This window comes from Mycobacterium sp. NGS24 (genome assembly GCF_059813065.1).
The window spans coordinates 394,421-409,225 of record NZ_JCALDW010000001.1; the positions used below are offsets into that span (position 1 = coordinate 394,421).

The window sequence follows — 14,805 nt, forward strand, 5'->3', positions numbered from 1 at the left end:
TGATTTATTGGCTGCAGAGCTCTAAAAAGAATGAAATCTGTCCTTATTTATTACTCCAATCGGCAACCGCCGAGTCTGGTGTGACAGGATGGGCGGCAGTTGCGCGACGGCTACCGCACCGTTCTACACTTTCAGATTGTTCGACCGTCCAGGAACTCGAGGGGACAAAGAATGCCGCTTACACCTGCCGACGTCCACAATGTGGCGTTCAGTAAGCCGCCTATCGGCAAGCGCGGGTACAACGAGGACGAGGTTGACGCCTTCCTTGACCTGGTGGAGAACGAACTGACCCGACTGATCGAGGAGAACTCCGATCTGCGGCAGCGGATCGCCGAGTTGGACCAGGAGCTGGCCGCGGGAGGCGGCGCCTCCGGTGCCGCGCCCACGGTGGCCCAGCCGATCCCGGCCTACGAGCCCGAGCCCGAGCCGGTCAAGCAGGCCGCGCCGACCCCGGCGCCGGCGCAACCGAGCTCCTCCAACGAGGAGCAGGCGCTCAAGGCGGCCCGCGTGCTCAGCCTGGCCCAGGACACCGCCGACCGTCTGACCAGCACCGCCAAGGCCGAGTCGGACAAGATGCTGGCCGATGCCCGCGCGAACGCCGATCAGATCCTCAGCGAGGCGCGGCACACCGCCGAGACCACGGTCTCCGAAGCGCGGCAGCGCGCGGACGCGATGCTGGCGGATGCCACGGCGCGCTCGGAGAGCCAGCTGCGCCAGGCGCAGGAGAAGGCGGACGCGCTGCAGGCCGATGCCGAACGCAAGCACTCCGAAATCATGGGGACCATCAACCAGCAGCGCACCGTGCTGGAAGGCCGTCTCGAGCAGTTGCGGACCTTCGAGCGCGAGTACCGGACCCGCCTGAAGACATATCTGGAGTCCCAGCTCGAAGAACTCGGCCAGCGCGGATCGGCGGCTCCGGTCGATTCCAGCGCGGACGCCGGCGGCTTCGAACAGTTCAACCGCGGCGCCAACTGACCGCTGGGCGGCAACCTGCCCGGAACGCGACGCCGGACACGCGCCAGCCGCGAGTTCAGCGTCATCGACCCTGGTAGGTTTGGCAGTCGCGCCTCGCGGCTGGAGGGATGACCGATGTTGATCATTGCGCTGGTATTGGCCCTGATCGGGCTTGTGGCGCTGGTGTTCGCGGTAGTGACCAGCAACGTGTTGGTTGCCTGGGTGTGCATCGGCGCCAGCGTGGTGGGCGTGATCCTGCTGATTGTGGACGCGGTCCGGGAACGTCAGCAGCGCGATGCGGCCGTCGATGAGGACGCCGATGCGGACGCCGAGTCCGAGGACACCGTCGACTATCCGGACGAAGACGTCGAGGCGCCCGAGGAACCGGCGCGTCGCGATGAGGACGCCAAGTAGCGGTCGGTCTACCGCGGTTCGGTCGCAGTGGACAGCAGGGCGCGCACCTCGTCGTCGCTGACCTGATGGAAGTCGGCATAGACCTGCCCGACGGCGTTGAAGTCCCGGGGCATGGTGGCGCACACCACGTCGTCGGCTTCGCGCGCCAGCATCCGGCACCCTGAGGCCGGCCCGACGGGAACCGCGACCACCACCGCCTGTGGCCCGGCGGCGCGCACCGCCCGCACCGCGGCCAACATGCTGGCGCCGGTAGCGATGCCGTCGTCGACCAGAACCGCAATCCTGGCGCGCGGGTCGGCGCCGGGACGCCCGCCGCGGTAGGCCAGTTCGCGCCGCCGCAGTTCGGCCGACTCGGCCTCGATTACCCTGTGCACCTGCTCGTCGGAGATGCGCAGGCTGGACAGCACGTCCTCGTTCATCACCACCCGGCCGCCGCTGGCCAACGCCCCCATCGCCAATTCCGGTTGCGTCGGGACACCCAGCTTGCGCACCAGAAACACGTCGAGGTCGGCGTCCAGCCCGGCGGCGACTTCCCATCCCACCGGGACGCCACCCCGGGCGAGCCCGAGGACCAGCAGATCCGGCTTGCCGCGGTAGGCGGCCAGGGAGTCGGCCAAGACGCGGCCGGCTTCGCGTCGGTCGCGAAACGTGCGGGTCGGCGTGCGCCGAAACAGGGCTCTCGATGGGGTCCGCGGTGGGTTCATGGGTCGCACTCCGCCCTGTGCTGGCAACCACCAAAGCCTACTGACTCACCGCGCCGCTGGGCAGTCAGCAGCAACTCGGTTGCTCGTTACAGCGGGATTACCGACGTATTTCCGAAACATTGCCGAAATTCCTGGTTCCCGTGCTGGCAGGCGCGCTTAATAAACGGGTCATCCACCGCCGGCCGACCTCCGAAACGGGCGGCGCTGCCGATAGGAGAACCCGATGTCCTTCGTGACCACGTACCCCCAAGCATTGACGGCCGCAGCGGGCGCACTGCAACACCTCGGGACGGCCATGGCCGCCGAGGATGCCGCCGCCGCGCCACCGACCACCAGCGTCGTCCCGGCCGCCGCCGACGAGGTGTCCGCACTGCAGGCTGCACAGTTCGCGGCCTACGGCACCTGGTATCAGCAGGTCAGCGCGCAAGCCAGAGCCGTGCATCAACAGCTGGTCACCACCCTCGGGTCCAATGCCGACGCCTACGGCGAGACCGAGGGGGCCAATCAGAGCGCGGCCGGCTCGGAATCGATGTCCGGCCTCACCAACGCGGCATCCGCGGCGGCCGCCAGCCCGGCGGAGGCGGCCGCGTCCGACGACGCGATCATCGGCACGCCGTTCAACTGGTTCCAGAATGTCGGCGCCGCGGCGTCGAACTTCATCGCGCTCGGCCAGGGGCAGTTCCTGCCCGGTTCGGTGACTTGGAATCCCGCGATGGCCGATTTCCCGCCGCTGGGCGTCGGTGCGGCGCCCGCGTTACCGACCTCGGCTATCGCTGGACCACCGGTGGCGGCAAGTGTCGGCGAGGCCGTGTCGATCGGGGCGATATCGGTGCCACCGAGTTGGGCGGCCGGCATGCCTGTTGCTGGCGGAACGCCGGCAACGCTGACGGGCGCGGGCTGGACCAGCGCCGCGGCGCATTCCGCGCCGATCACGACGGTGCCCGCCGGCCTGCCGGCGATCGCATCGGCCGACCGTTCGAGTGCCGGATTCGGGGCGCCGCGCTACGGCCTCAAACCGATCGTCATGCCCAAGCCGACCGTTGTCTGAACCCCCCACTTCAGTAAGGACCGAGAAATGCCTTTTGATTTTGGCGCGCTGTCCCCGGAGATCAATTCAACCCGTATGTACACCGGCCCGGGAGCGGCGCCGCTGATGGCCGCCGCCGCGGCCTACAGCAACTTGGCTGCCGAACTGAGCAGCACGGCGACGGCCGCCGAGTCGGTGATCTCGACGTTGACCGAGGACGAATGGCGGGGCCCGTCCTCAGCGACGATGGCCACCGCCGCCGCCCCCTATGTGCAATGGCTGCTCACCACCTCTGCGTCGCTGCAGCACGCGGCCGACCAGGCGATGGCGTCGGCGGCCGCCTACGAGGCCGCGTACGCAATGACGGTGCCGCCGGCGGTCGTCGCGGCCAATCGCGCCCAGCTGGCAACACTCGTCGCCACCAACATCGTGGGTCAGAACACGCCCGCGATCGCGGCCAACGAAGCGCTCTACGGCGAGATGTGGGCCCAGGACGCCGCCGCGATGTACGGCTACGCCGGATCGTCGGCGCTGGCCGGGCGACTGGACCCGCTGACCGCACCGACCCCGGCCGCCAACCCCGCGCCGAGCGCCACGGCGGATCAGGCCGCCGGCACCTCGACAGGGCTGTCCGCCTTGGTGTCCAGCACGCCGAGTGTCGTTCAGTCGCTGGCAAACCCAGCGGCGGCGGCGCCGGCATCGGCCGTCGGCGACTTCTTCAGCGACAGCCTGGTGCAGAACATCCCCAACGGCATTATCGACATGGCGGCCTGGAACGGTTTCAACGCAATTGTCACTGCAGTGCTGTACTCGCACACCTTCGACGCGGGCCTGATCGCGAGCCAGTTCCCGCCGGATTTGGGCGCCGTCGGGATCGGGCCGGCGCAAATGGCTGCGGGTCTGGGTTCCGGCGGCGCGAGTGCTGCGTCGGTATCCGCGGCGGCCGGCCAGGCGACGACGGTCGGCAAGCTCTCGGTGCCCGCCTCGTGGTCGGCCGCCACCCCGGCCACGATGGCAGCGTCCACCGCGCCGTTGGCCGGTTCGGGCTGGACGGTGCCGGCAGAGCAGGGTGCTGGGGTGATGAATGTGGCCACCGGGATGCCGGCCTACGCCTCGGCGGGCCGCGGCGGCTACGGTGTTGGCCCACGCTATGGGATTCAGCCGACCGTGATGCCCCGGCAGGTCCTCGTGTAGGTGTGTTCGCGGCTGCGCCGCTCAACACACTCCCTCGGCTCGGAAATGAACGCGAGCGTTCATTCGCTCGCCTCAGTCGGCTTGTCGGAGGTGTGTTCGCGGCTGCGCCGCTCAACACACTCCCTCGGCTCGGAAATGAACGCGAGCGTTCATTTCGCTCGCCTCAGTCGTGTGTCCGAGGGGGGACTTGTCCGTCTACGACACGGGTCGTGGTCTGGCGATTGGGGCGCTGACCGCTTCGGTCAAGCACCGGTCCACGTTTTTCGCTCAATCGCAACCCTGAGGAGCTCGCCCATCGGGCGGCCAGCCGTCGGTACCGGACTCAAGCGGAATATTCAGAGATCGAAGCAGGATCGAAAAGAGCCGCCAATTGGCGATTGCTCCGACAAGTTCGACCAAAACGGCGTGATCGCTATTGAATGCCTTCTGGCACCCAGCCCAGTTTTCCTCGGAGATGACCCCGTCGCGTACCACATCATCGGTCGCTGCGAGGACCGCACGCTCGACTGGCCCGAGGCTTTCGGAATTCTGCCAGTCGCGCACCGCCAGGAGATCATGCTCAGGCACGCCGAGCAGTGTGGCGATTCGCCAATGTTGAGTCCATTCGTATTCGGAGCCAGTAATCCAGCCGATGCGCATGATGACCAGCTCGCGTAGCCGCGCGTCAAGGGAACCGCGGAAGAGTAACGCGTCTAGCAGCCCATACAGCGCAACCGCCACACGCGGCTGATGAAGTGCCACGCGGAATACCGACAGGTCTGCCAACTCTTCGGGCAACCCACATTCGGCAGCTCGCAGCTGGGCCTGCTCACGGTCGAGCATCGGTACGCGTTCCGCCATGGTCACGGGTGGCCCTCTCTGTTGAACCTCTGCCCACGCCGTTAGGGCGTGGGCAAAAAGACGTTGTGCAGCGCCCCACTTGATCGGGCACTTTCATCTGCAAGCGAAGTGAGCAGCTGCGCGAGCCCAGCGAATCCGGTTGATTCTCTGGTGATCCGGTCGAACGGCCAGCGGCCCAGGGCGAGAATCTCGAGGGCTGCCCGGTGGGCGGGATACTCCACGCCGAGTGCGCCTACGACGTGTAATTCTTTATAGACCAACAAGTCTGGTTCAAACCGGGGCGTGCCGCCTCCTCCACGGGTGCCGGCCACCACAATTGTGCCGCCGGGCCTGGCAAGGCCGACGGCATCGGCGAACGCGGAGGGTGCTTTAGCGGTGACGTCGACGACCACGTCGGCAAGCCGTCCGCCTGTCTCACGCTGGAGCGCGGTCACTGCATCGTCCTGCGATACATCGATGGGCAGGTCGACACCGAATGATCTGGCTATGGCCAGTCGTTGTTCGTCGCGTGGGCCTACGCCGGTCATCGCGACGAACGCGGCTCCCGCCTCTTTGGCCGCCACCGCCGCACAGATTCCGCGGATGCCGGGCCCCAGGATCGCTACGACGTCCCCGGCCTTGGTGTCGGGAAGAGTCGCCCCCCACTGGATACCGGCCCCGAGAGGGTTGAACAACGTGGCGAGAACGGGGTCCATGTCTTCGGCAATCGGGAGCAGCATCGCGTCCCACGGAAGCTCCACATGGGTGGCGTATCCGCCCCATAAGCCCGCGCCGACCTCCACGTCGACAAACCCGAACATGGTGGCGATGCCGTTCACCGCGCACCGCCGGTATTCGCCGCGGCGGCACTCGGGGCAGTCTCGGCAGGACCGGAACACCTCAACGGCCACGCGCTGGCCGGCTTGTACACCCCAGCGTTGGCCAGCCGCAGCGCCAACATGTTCGACGATGCCGACGATTTCGTGCCCTGGAACGAATGAGAAGCCGGCAGGCAGGTGTCCGGTGAATTGTTCGTGATCTGTTCCGCACAGACCGCATGCTTCAACTCGCAGGATCGCACCCCGGTCGCCGACGTCGGGGATGGTCATCTGGCGCCGCTGCAGACTCCGCGGTCCGGTCAGCACCATCGCCTCGGCGATCATGGAAGCTCGAACCCGGTGAACGACCCTGTGTTTCGGAGGCACACCGTTTTACCTACGTACATTTCCGCGCCCATCGCCTCGGCGATCTGCGGATCGTCGCTGCGTGCGACGACTCTTTGCCCGTCGGACAGGTGCGCGATGATCGGAGTCCATCGAGGTTGGCCGTCTCGGTCGTAGACGACGGTGTATCCGTCGACTGTCGCGCAACCGGTCGCCTCGTCGGCGCCTGCGACGGCCAGCCGCGATGAATCGATTTGAGCTTGTTCGACCGCCGTGTCGAGCAGTCGCCACCCGGCTGGTGGCGGGGTGGCCGACCACACACCGACCGAATGCTTCGTCGAATACCACCCGAGGCCGGTGACGAGTCCGGCATCGGTTGGGTCGCGTCGGCACCGTCGGACCATCTCCACGATCGAGTGGCTGACGTAATTGTTTCCGGGACCGCCGTGATAAGGCAGGCCTCCGGTTACTGTGAGGCCTCTGTCGTCGAGGGGGTCCAAGTCGAGAGCCTCGGCAGCCATCTCAATTGCCGACGGGAAGCAGGAGTAGAGGTCGAACCACCGGATGTCGTCGGTGGTCAACCGGCCCGCATCGAGAGCCTTCCGTGCCGCTACCTCGATACCCGATGAGCGGCTGAGGTCCGGCCGTTCCACGGGGAAGTACACGTCGTTGCAAGTCGCTGCTGACCAGGGAAAGACCCAACGATCGCGCGCGACGCCTAATTCGTCCGCCACCTCGGCCGCCATGAGAATGAAGGCGGCAGCCATGTCGACGGACATGATGCTGTTGAGCAGCTTGGGATAGGGCAAGCAGACCATGCGGTTTTCCGCGGTGACTTCGCTGAGTTCGGTGGCACTTCGTGCGCGTGGGAACCAGGCCTGTTCCGGATGGCGTGCCGCCTCGGCTGTGAACGGGGCCATCAGCGTGCCCAGCCACTCCCGTTGAGCATCGAAGTCGCGGCCGTGGCGCGCGGCGATCGCGGACTCGAAGATGGGATACACCTCGTGCGGCCAACTCAGACCCACCGACAATTCGGCTTGACTCAGCCCGGGGCGGGCGTCGCCCAGGGATTCGTCGTCGGAGCGGGGTGGGGGCGGCGAGTCGAGAAGTGCCCCGCCCTGAAGCTTGCGTGCGGAATGCCCGCTCTCCGCCCCGACGACCAGGACGACATCTGCACGGCCTTCGCCTATTTCGCCACCCAACACTTCGACGAGATACTGCGGGGTGTTTCCGCCGACGGGACAGCTGATGCGGCGGGCGGGACTGATGTGCATCGCTTCGGCGATCCTGCTGGCGGGATTGTCGCGCGGTATGACCAGGATGCCCGGAGTCGCGACGGTGTCGATGCGCCGCTCGACCGGGCGACTTGCGTCTTTGACCGCGCGGCGTGCGGCTTCTACCGCCAAGTCGATCGGGTCCACGAAGTCGTTCCCGCGATGGGTAACTTCGCCCACGCCGACGACAACCGGGGTACGCGCTTCTACCAACATCGGCATCGGCATCCGCTCAGGGCCACGGGGCTGACTTGAGACATAACTGCGATGGTGTCATGTGCGTGGGCAAGTCACAATGGTGTGCGCTCGCGGCATACTGGCTGTGTGTCGACGAGGTTGTTGAGATGGGGCGCCGCCGCGCCGACAGATCGTGGGTCCGCTCGCGACCGGTTGCTCGATGCTGCCGAGCGGTGCCTCGAGAGTTGCGGTGTGGTGGGCACGACCATGGAGGACATCGGCAGAACAGCGGGTGTGTCCAGGGCAACGGTGTATCGCTACTTCCCCAGTCGGGAGGCGGTGATGTCGGGTGTCATCATTCGCGCCGCCGAGCGCTATCTCGACCGCATCAGCCCGCGGATCGCGGCGCACGCCGACCTGGGCTCCGCGCTCGTCGATTTCGTGGAATACACGGTTGAGGCCGCGCGCCGCGAAGAGATCATCGGATTGTTGTTCGGCAGCGACGAGGAACTCGCCGGCGTGGGTCTCGCGGCGGGGACCTCGACGTCCCTCTTCGAAATCGTCACCGAATTTCTGCGTCCCATCTTCACCAGACACTGGAGTTGCGTGGAACCGGGCGTCTCCGTCGACGACGCCGCCGAGTGGGTTGTCCGCACGATATTGAGCCTGCTGACTGTTCGAGGGCCGCGGGAGCGCAGTCGTGACGGACTCCGGGCGTTTCTGTCGAGGTTTCTCCTTCCGGCGATCCTGGCGGGTGACCACGCTCGACCGATGTGACATCTATGGCGTAATGTCTCGACGGCAGATGAGGTAGGAGGGCCTGTGCAATTCACCACGTTCAACGAACAGGTCGCTGAGCAACTAAAGAGCGCAGCAGAAACCACGGGCGGGTTGGCCGGTTACCTCGGCTTCCGTCACACCGAATTCACTGCGGGACGGCTCGTCGCGGAGATGGACGCACGCGACGACCTGAAGACGCCTTTCGGGAACCTGCATGGGGGCTGCTTATCGGCCATGGTCGACCACTGCCTCGGAGTGGTGTTTTATCCCGTGATTCCACTGGGATCTTGGGTCGCGACAACGGAGTTCAAACTGAATCTGCTTCGTCCGGTCTCTAGCGGCACCTGTGTAGCCACAGCCGAGATCATCTCGCTGGGCAGAACCAGCGGTGTGGCGCGTATCGACATCTGCAACGACGGCAGAGCGGTGTGTGCGGCCCAGGGAACCGTCACCGTCGTCGCACCGAAGACGAGCTCCTGATGTCGGCAAAGAGAACAGGCGATTCGTCGGCTCCTGTGGTCGAGCGCGTGCCCACGGCGGACGGGCTGACGCTGGCGGTCGACCTCTACCGCTGTGATGCGCCGCGGGCGGTCGTGTTGCTCCTTCACGGCGGAGGTCAAAGCCGACACGCCTGGGACGTCACCGCCCAACGCCTGCACCAGCGGGGCTACACGGTGGCCGCGTACGACACCAGGGGACACGGGGACAGCGACTGGGACCCCGACGGACGCTACGACGGGGACCGGCTTGGATCCGACCTATTGGCCGTGCGCTCATACGCCGATTCCGGCCGCCCCGTCGCCGCGATCGGCGCCTCTCTGGGCGGCTTGACCATTCTCGGAACACACTTGCTCGCCCCGCCGGACCTATGGCAGGCCGTCGTCCTGGTTGACGTCACTCCGCGAATGGAGATGGAAGGCGCCCGACGAGTCGTAGCGTTCATGTCGGCACACCCCGAAGGTTTCGACAGCCTAGAGTCGGCCGCTGACGTGATCGCCGCCTACAACCCGCACCGCCCTCGCCCCGAAAACCTCGACGGCCTCCGAAAAGTCCTCGCCCGTCGCGAAGACGGTCGCTGGGCCTGGCGATGGGATCCAGCTTTCGTGACGTCGAATTTCCAGTTCCTGCAGGGTGATCCAGACGAAGGCGCTAAAGACTTCGACATGATGAGCGCGTTCCTTCTTGATGGTGCGAGGCAGGTGTCCGCGCCAACGCTGCTGGTCCGGGGCCTACTATCTGACATGGTCTCCGAAGAGACAGTAAAGCATTTCCTGACCGTCGTTCCGCACGCGCAAACCGTTGACGTATCGGGCGCGGGACACATGATTGCCGGCGACAACAACGACGCATTCTCGACGGCGGTCGTCGAATTCCTCGACAGGACCACATGAACCCTGCTGTCGGTTGACTGCCCATGTAGGGCTGGCGCCTATCCTGCTCCTATGCCAACTGAACCAGCGCGGGTGTCTTTCCGCCGGCATGTGCGCGAAAAGGTTTTGAGGGCGACACGAGAACTCGCCATCGAGAAGGGCTGGGATCAGGTCCGGATGAGCGAGGTTGCCGAATCGGTCGGCGTCTCCCGCCCGACGTTGTACAAAGAGTTCGGCGACAAACAGGGGCTCGGCGACGCGCTTGTGGTGTCGGAGGGCCAGCGCTTTATGGAAGGCATTCTTGCCGTCCTTGCCGAACACGTGGGCGACGTGCGGGGCGGCATCACCGCAGCGGTGCAATTCACCCTCTGTGAAGCAGAAGACAGCCCGCTCCTCAAGGCAGTTCTGACGTCCAACCCTTCGGGGAATGATCGCGGTGGCTCGTCGTCTACTGGAGTCCTACCTCTTCTGCCGACGTCGGCTTCCCTGCTTCAGCTCTGCTCCGCGGCTCTGATCACGTGGTTTAACGACCACTTCGACGATCTCGATCCCGAAGACGTTGAGGAGGTCGCAGATGTTCTGGTGCGACTGACAGTGAGTCATGTTGTACTCCCAGCCGCGGACATCGCCACCACCGGTGAGCGGATCTCCCGCGTAGCACTCAGGTACCTGGGAGTTGTCCACAGTTTGTAACTAGCAAGCTCTCGTGTCAGATCGAGCCGGCGAGGAGCTCTGAGCGGTCAACTCGGAGCTGCTGGCTGATGGCCCGCTTACTGAACATGAAATCGCGAGGACGGTTGACGCAGTCGGCGGCGATGAGTTCACGATCGCGGAAGTAGAAGCAGCTGAAGTCACGGTCACGCGACGGGTCGCCGCTGAAGACCACTTCGTCGTATCCGGTGTTGAGACCGGCGATCTGGAGTTTGAGATCGTACTGGTCGGACCAGAACCACGGAAGCGCAGCGATTGCGCTGTGTTTTCCGCAGATTGTCGCCGCAGCGATCTTGGCCTGCTCGCCGGCGCTCGATACGGATTCCAAACGAATACGCGAGCCGTATCGAGCCATGGTGTGGCTGGTGCAGTCGCCGGCGGCCACGATGTCGGGGTCGCTGGTGCGGGCCTGGTCGTCGATCACGATGCCGTTGTCGACGGATAATCCTGCGGCCGAGGCGAGCTCGGTGTTCGGCACCACACCGACGCCGACGATGACCAAGTCGGCGGGGATCGGTTCGCCGCCTGCCAGCACGACCTCCTGCACTCTGCCGTTGCCGGAGAAGGCTTCGACGAGAGCGTGTGTTCGGATCTCCACTCCCTCGCCGTTGTGGATTCGGGTGTAAAACGCGGAAACCTCCGGCGCGGTGACCCGTTCGAGTACACGCTCGGTTGCCTCGAGGACGGTGACGTTCATGCCGAGCGAACACAGCGAGGCCGCCGTTTCCAACCCGATGTAACCGCCGCCCACGATCACAACCCTCCGACCCGGTGTAGCGGCGGCACGGATCAACTCGACGTCTGCAGCGGTACGCAGGTAGTGAATTCCGGGAAGATCCACCCCTGGTGTGGGGAGTCGTCTGGCCCTTGCGCCGGTGCACAACGCGAGCTTGGTGTACGTCAGCGTGTCGCCGGTGCTCAGAGACACACGCTTGGCACTCCGGTGGATCGCCTCCACGGTCGCATTCAAGAGTCGAATGTGCTGCTTTTCGTAGAAATCAGCGCCGCGAATCAGGAGGTCGTCGAGGCCGTTCTTGCCGGCCAGGTATCCCTTCGACAACGGAGGCCGGTGGTAGGGCAGTCCCCCCTCGTCGCCGATGAGCACGACCTCCCCAGACCACCCCTCCCTTCGAAGATTAGCTGCCAACTGCGCGCCGGCGTGGCTCGCGCCGACGATCACCGCTCGTTCGGGAGTCACGCACTTGGCCTGGGAGTGAGGCGAACCATCAGCTTGCTGATACCCCTGACGAAATTCGATTGCACATACTCGGGTTCGCCGACCACCTCGATGTTCTCAAAGCGAGGGAGCAATTCCTCCCACAGGATTCGAAGCTGCAACTCAGCAAGTCGGTTTCCCATGCACCTGTGCACGCCGAACCCGAACGAGATGTGATTGCGGGCGTTGCTCCTATCGATGATCAACTCATCGGCCCGCTCGAAGACACGCTCATCGCGGTTACCAGAGGCGTACCACATCACGACCTTGTCGCCCTTGCGGATGAATTGCCCGTTCAACATGATGTCTTTTTTCGCGACTCGGCGCATGTACGCCAACGGGGTCTGCCAGCGAATGATCTCGGATACCATGTTGGGAATCAGGTCAGGGTTCGCCTTCAACTTCTCGAACTGATCGGGGAACTGGTTCAAGGCGAGAACCCCTCCGCTCATCGAGTTGCGAGTCGTGTCGTTTCCCCCGACGATCAGCAGTACCAAATTGCCGAGGAATTCCATCGGGCGGTCGATGAGATCCTTAGTGTCCTCGTTGGCCTGCAGCATCGTGATCAGATCGAAGCCCGGTCGCTCCCCGTTGGCGGTACGGGCCGCCTTGTCATGCCAGAGAGCGCTGAGACCCTTCGCCATGTCGACCATGCCACGAAACACTCTGTCGTTGTCGGAAGGACCACCATTGGCTTGCTCCATGGAGGTGGCGAGGTCCGACCATTCCACGAGCTTGTGCCGCTGCTCGTACGGGAAGTCCAGCAGGGTCGCGAGCATGCGCGCTGTCAGTTCGATGGAGACGTGGTGCACCCAATTGAACGGCTGATCCACCGGTAGATCGTCCAGCACTTCCTGGACACGCGAGCGGATCAGCCCCTCCATCTCGCGCAGGTTCTTCGGCGCGACAACCCCTTGGACGGAAGCGCGCTGCAAGTCGTGTTGTGGCGGATCCATCGCGATGAACATGGCGATGTCCATGAAGCGGGGCGGTCTCCCGATGATGATGAACGGCTCTGCGGAGAAAGCCTCGTGGTTCTTGTCGACGGCGATGATGTCCGCGTGGCGGGTCACCGACCAGAACGGGCCGAACGCACTGTGAGCCTGGTAGTGCACCGGCGCCTCGTTGCGCACGCGTTCGAAGTAGGACTTCCAGCGGCCTTGGCGGTAGAGGAACGGGTTGCTGAGATCGATGTCGGCGATATCAACGTCCTCGACCGGAGGAATGGGCGTCTCGGTGAAGATCTTCTTACCATTGGTTCCGGTTACCCACCGGCGTGTCTTGTCGTAGAGGTGTGCGCCGCGGATTTGCAGCTCCAGAGGCACGGCAGACTGGGCTTTGGCGGCCACTGCCGCGGGAATACTCATTATTGTTTCCTCCAAATCCATGACGTTGTTTCAGAGCTGGAACTCAGGTAGCTCGACCGTCAAGCCATCCCATGCCTCGGAGGCGGACATCTGGCAAGACAGCCTCGACGTCCGCTGACGCTCGGGGTTCATCGCGAGCATCTCCTCTTCGTTGGCGCCGCAGAGTCCCACCGTGTCCGACCACTCGGGAGCGACGATCACGTGGCACGTTCCGCATGCGGCTTCCCCTCCACAATCGCCGTCGATGCCGGGCACCGCGTTGTTGACCGCAACCTGCATCAAGGACTGCCCTTCGGCCAAGGGGGCTTCGTACTTCTCGCCGTCGTGAGAGACGAAGGTGACGACTGCCATGATTAACTCTCCTCAATTTGGAACTCCTCTATTTAGCGTTGTCGCGCGTGACCAGCGTCGCTAGGCTCGCAGGAGTCAAAAAGTTGTGTTTTTAGCTCACGCGCAGGGAGGCACGTGAAACTCGACGACTCGGGTATGCCAGCGCTGGCTTTCCTGCAGATGCTGGACAGTGAGGCGCTGGGGCATGACGCCAGCATTGCGCTCCGCAGCATCATGGTTCGCGAGCACGTTACCGAGTCGATGTTGGTGGGTCGCGACGCGCAGGTCCCCTTACGGTGGTTCAGGGAGATATATTCCGATTTCGATTGTGATCAGGGAACCCGTCTGGGTTTCGCGTTCGCTGAACACGCCAAACTGACGTCCTTTGGGGCACTCAGTGTTCCCTTGGTCAGCGCGGGCTCGGTAGCCGAGGTTGTCGAGTTGCTTGCTTATCTGCCGGTGATCACCACAGCCCTCAGCCCGACGTTCCATTCGACGGAACGCGGCCTCACGATCGGGCTCACCGGTCGCACCGGTGACGCGGGCCTGAACTGCCTGGCCGTCACCTACGGTGGGCTGGCGCTGTTGCGTCTGCTCGACATGCTCGCGGGTGCCGTACCGAATATTGAACTGCATTTAAGTCATTCAGCGCCGGAGTCGTGGGTTCTTCATGACGAAGTGTTGGCGGGTCGGATCTTCTTCGACGCCCCCAGCTCGTTCGTCCACGTTCCCGCGGCTTCGCTCGAGGAGGTCTGTCGATTCTCCGATCCTGTGGCGTACCGGATTGCCGTCACCGATTTGCAGCGAACTCTCGATCAACGACGTGACACGTCGGTCTCCGAAAAAGTAAGGGACCTGCTCGAAAAAGATCCCGGAAAAACGAACATCAGCCGGACGGCGGGCGAGCTTTCGATATCCCCGAGCACGTTGAAGCGGCGCCTCCGCGAAGAGGGGACCACCTTTCGCGAATTGCGTCAGTCGTTCTTGCGGGAGCGAGCAATTCTGCGACTTCTCGACAGATCGTTGTCTGTAAGCGAGATCGCGGCAGAACTCGGGTACGCGGAGCTCACGAACTTCACACATGCCTTCAAACGGTGGACCGGTCGTTCACCGCGCCACTTCAGAAAAACGCGCGACTGAGGGCTATAGATCCGCCCCGGCGTGTGCCGGGCGACCATCGGAACCAGCGGGCTTCACGATCGGCCTCATCTGTCACCTGGACATCGTCGAGAAACGACACGATCGGCGCGGGTTTCGGTCATCGCAGCACCCTCTTGGGAAGAGGCGCAAGGACATTCCAGAGAA

At 64.4% G+C, this 14,805-nt stretch carries 15 protein-coding genes and 1 pseudogene; 9 read left to right on the top strand and 7 right to left on the bottom strand.

Annotation, left to right across the window (positions count from 1 at the left end):
* The first annotated feature begins 171 nt into the window (after nt 1–171).
* Together wag31 and AC5Y6Y_RS01795 are read left to right on the top strand one after the other, a co-directional pair.
* On the top strand, nt 172–975 hold the full coding sequence (gene wag31 / locus AC5Y6Y_RS01790; RefSeq protein ID WP_463824445.1) for a DivIVA-like cell division protein Wag31: 804 nt from the start codon (nt 172–174) through the stop codon (nt 973–975).
* A gap of 114 nt (nt 976–1,089) precedes the next feature.
* On the top strand, nt 1,090–1,368 hold the full coding sequence (locus AC5Y6Y_RS01795; RefSeq protein WP_499929149.1) for a hypothetical protein: 279 nt from the start codon (nt 1,090–1,092) through the stop codon (nt 1,366–1,368).
* A gap of 8 nt (nt 1,369–1,376) precedes the next feature.
* Here the strand turns inward: AC5Y6Y_RS01795 and AC5Y6Y_RS01800 are convergent.
* Nucleotides 1,377–2,090 (bottom strand): annotated as a pseudogene (locus tag AC5Y6Y_RS01800) (phosphoribosyltransferase); the annotation flags it as partial.
* Nucleotides 2,091–2,295: 205 nt separating this feature from the next.
* On the opposite strand from AC5Y6Y_RS01800, the gene AC5Y6Y_RS01805 reads away from it, so the two are divergent.
* Together AC5Y6Y_RS01805 and AC5Y6Y_RS01810 are read left to right on the top strand one after the other, a co-directional pair.
* Nucleotides 2,296–3,120, top strand: a complete 825-nt coding sequence (locus tag AC5Y6Y_RS01805; protein WP_463824443.1) for a PPE family protein, SVP subgroup — start codon at nt 2,296–2,298, stop codon at nt 3,118–3,120.
* 27 nt (nt 3,121–3,147) lie between these two features.
* Entirely contained in the window at nt 3,148–4,293 is a 1,146-nt protein-coding gene (locus AC5Y6Y_RS01810) for a PPE family protein (protein ID WP_499929151.1), read from the top strand.
* Between the two features lie 267 nt (nt 4,294–4,560).
* Here the strand turns inward: AC5Y6Y_RS01810 and AC5Y6Y_RS01815 are convergent, their stop codons facing one another.
* From AC5Y6Y_RS01815 to AC5Y6Y_RS01825, 3 genes are read right to left on the bottom strand one after another with little or no spacing between them, the layout of a single operon-like run.
* Nucleotides 4,561–5,139: a carboxymuconolactone decarboxylase family protein gene (locus tag AC5Y6Y_RS01815; RefSeq protein WP_014382408.1), complete on the bottom strand. Its 579-nt coding sequence runs from the start codon at nt 5,137–5,139 to the stop codon at nt 4,561–4,563.
* Nucleotides 5,140–5,174: 35 nt separating this feature from the next.
* The gene (locus AC5Y6Y_RS01820; RefSeq protein WP_017205332.1) at nt 5,175–6,275 is read right to left on the bottom strand and encodes a zinc-dependent alcohol dehydrogenase; all 1,101 of its coding nucleotides are present in this window, start codon (nt 6,273–6,275) and stop codon (nt 5,175–5,177) included.
* Nucleotides 6,272–7,765 carry an acetyl-CoA acetyltransferase gene (locus AC5Y6Y_RS01825; RefSeq protein WP_024445489.1) on the bottom strand — a complete coding sequence of 498 codons (1,494 nt, stop codon included), beginning with the start codon at nt 7,763–7,765 and terminating at the stop codon, nt 6,272–6,274. The genes AC5Y6Y_RS01820 and AC5Y6Y_RS01825 overlap by 4 nt, the downstream gene beginning before the upstream one ends.
* Nucleotides 7,766–7,849: 84 nt before the next feature.
* On the opposite strand from AC5Y6Y_RS01825, the gene AC5Y6Y_RS01830 reads away from it, so the two are divergent.
* The 4 genes from AC5Y6Y_RS01830 (at nt 7,850) to AC5Y6Y_RS01845 (ending at nt 10,569) form a co-directional block, all read left to right on the top strand.
* Nucleotides 7,850–8,503, top strand: coding sequence for a TetR/AcrR family transcriptional regulator (locus tag AC5Y6Y_RS01830; protein ID WP_370474583.1), 654 nt, complete (start codon nt 7,850–7,852; stop codon nt 8,501–8,503).
* A 45-nt stretch (nt 8,504–8,548) separates the two neighbouring features.
* Nucleotides 8,549–8,986, top strand: a complete 438-nt coding sequence (locus tag AC5Y6Y_RS01835; protein ID WP_011560605.1) for a PaaI family thioesterase — start codon at nt 8,549–8,551, stop codon at nt 8,984–8,986.
* The gene (locus AC5Y6Y_RS01840; protein WP_011560604.1) at nt 8,986–9,897 is read left to right on the top strand and encodes an alpha/beta fold hydrolase; all 912 of its coding nucleotides are present in this window, start codon (nt 8,986–8,988) and stop codon (nt 9,895–9,897) included. The genes AC5Y6Y_RS01835 and AC5Y6Y_RS01840 overlap by 1 nt, the downstream gene beginning before the upstream one ends.
* 90 nt (nt 9,898–9,987) lie before the next feature.
* Complete coding sequence (locus AC5Y6Y_RS01845; RefSeq protein WP_005110548.1) at nt 9,988–10,569, top strand: TetR/AcrR family transcriptional regulator; 582 nt, start codon at nt 9,988–9,990, stop codon at nt 10,567–10,569.
* A 16-nt stretch (nt 10,570–10,585) separates the two neighbouring features.
* Here the strand turns inward: AC5Y6Y_RS01845 and AC5Y6Y_RS01850 are convergent, their stop codons facing one another.
* From AC5Y6Y_RS01850 to AC5Y6Y_RS01860, 3 genes are read right to left on the bottom strand one after another with little or no spacing between them, the layout of a single operon-like run.
* Nucleotides 10,586–11,785 (bottom strand): NAD(P)/FAD-dependent oxidoreductase, encoded by a 1,200-nt coding sequence (locus AC5Y6Y_RS01850; protein WP_011560602.1) that lies wholly within the window; start codon nt 11,783–11,785, stop codon nt 10,586–10,588.
* Complete coding sequence (locus tag AC5Y6Y_RS01855; protein WP_011560601.1) at nt 11,782–13,170, bottom strand: cytochrome P450; 1,389 nt, start codon at nt 13,168–13,170, stop codon at nt 11,782–11,784. The genes AC5Y6Y_RS01850 and AC5Y6Y_RS01855 overlap by 4 nt, the downstream gene beginning before the upstream one ends.
* A gap of 30 nt (nt 13,171–13,200) precedes the next feature.
* Nucleotides 13,201–13,521, bottom strand: coding sequence for a 2Fe-2S iron-sulfur cluster-binding protein (locus tag AC5Y6Y_RS01860; RefSeq protein WP_011560600.1), 321 nt, complete (start codon nt 13,519–13,521; stop codon nt 13,201–13,203).
* A gap of 114 nt (nt 13,522–13,635) precedes the next feature.
* Between AC5Y6Y_RS01860 and AC5Y6Y_RS01865 the strand changes: the two genes are divergently transcribed.
* Nucleotides 13,636–14,640, top strand: a complete 1,005-nt coding sequence (locus AC5Y6Y_RS01865) for a helix-turn-helix domain-containing protein (RefSeq protein WP_011560599.1) — start codon at nt 13,636–13,638, stop codon at nt 14,638–14,640.
* The last annotated feature ends 165 nt before the right edge of the window (nt 14,641–14,805 follow it).

Coding starts and splice junctions, on each gene's coding strand:
- AC5Y6Y_RS01795 (WP_499929149.1), top strand. CDS start 1,090: ATGTTGATCATTGCGCTGGTATTGGCCCTGATCGGGCTTGTGGCGCTG.
- AC5Y6Y_RS01840 (WP_011560604.1), top strand. CDS start 8,986: ATGTCGGCAAAGAGAACAGGCGATTCGTCGGCTCCTGTGGTCGAGCGC.
- wag31 (WP_463824445.1), top strand. CDS start 172: ATGCCGCTTACACCTGCCGACGTCCACAATGTGGCGTTCAGTAAGCCG.
- AC5Y6Y_RS01820 (WP_017205332.1), bottom strand. CDS start 6,275: ATGATCGCCGAGGCGATGGTGCTGACCGGACCGCGGAGTCTGCAGCGG.
- AC5Y6Y_RS01805 (WP_463824443.1), top strand. CDS start 2,296: ATGTCCTTCGTGACCACGTACCCCCAAGCATTGACGGCCGCAGCGGGC.
- AC5Y6Y_RS01810 (WP_499929151.1), top strand. CDS start 3,148: ATGCCTTTTGATTTTGGCGCGCTGTCCCCGGAGATCAATTCAACCCGT.
- AC5Y6Y_RS01860 (WP_011560600.1), bottom strand. CDS start 13,521: ATGGCAGTCGTCACCTTCGTCTCTCACGACGGCGAGAAGTACGAAGCC.
- AC5Y6Y_RS01825 (WP_024445489.1), bottom strand. CDS start 7,765: ATGTTGGTAGAAGCGCGTACCCCGGTTGTCGTCGGCGTGGGCGAAGTT.
- AC5Y6Y_RS01855 (WP_011560601.1), bottom strand. CDS start 13,170: ATGAGTATTCCCGCGGCAGTGGCCGCCAAAGCCCAGTCTGCCGTGCCT.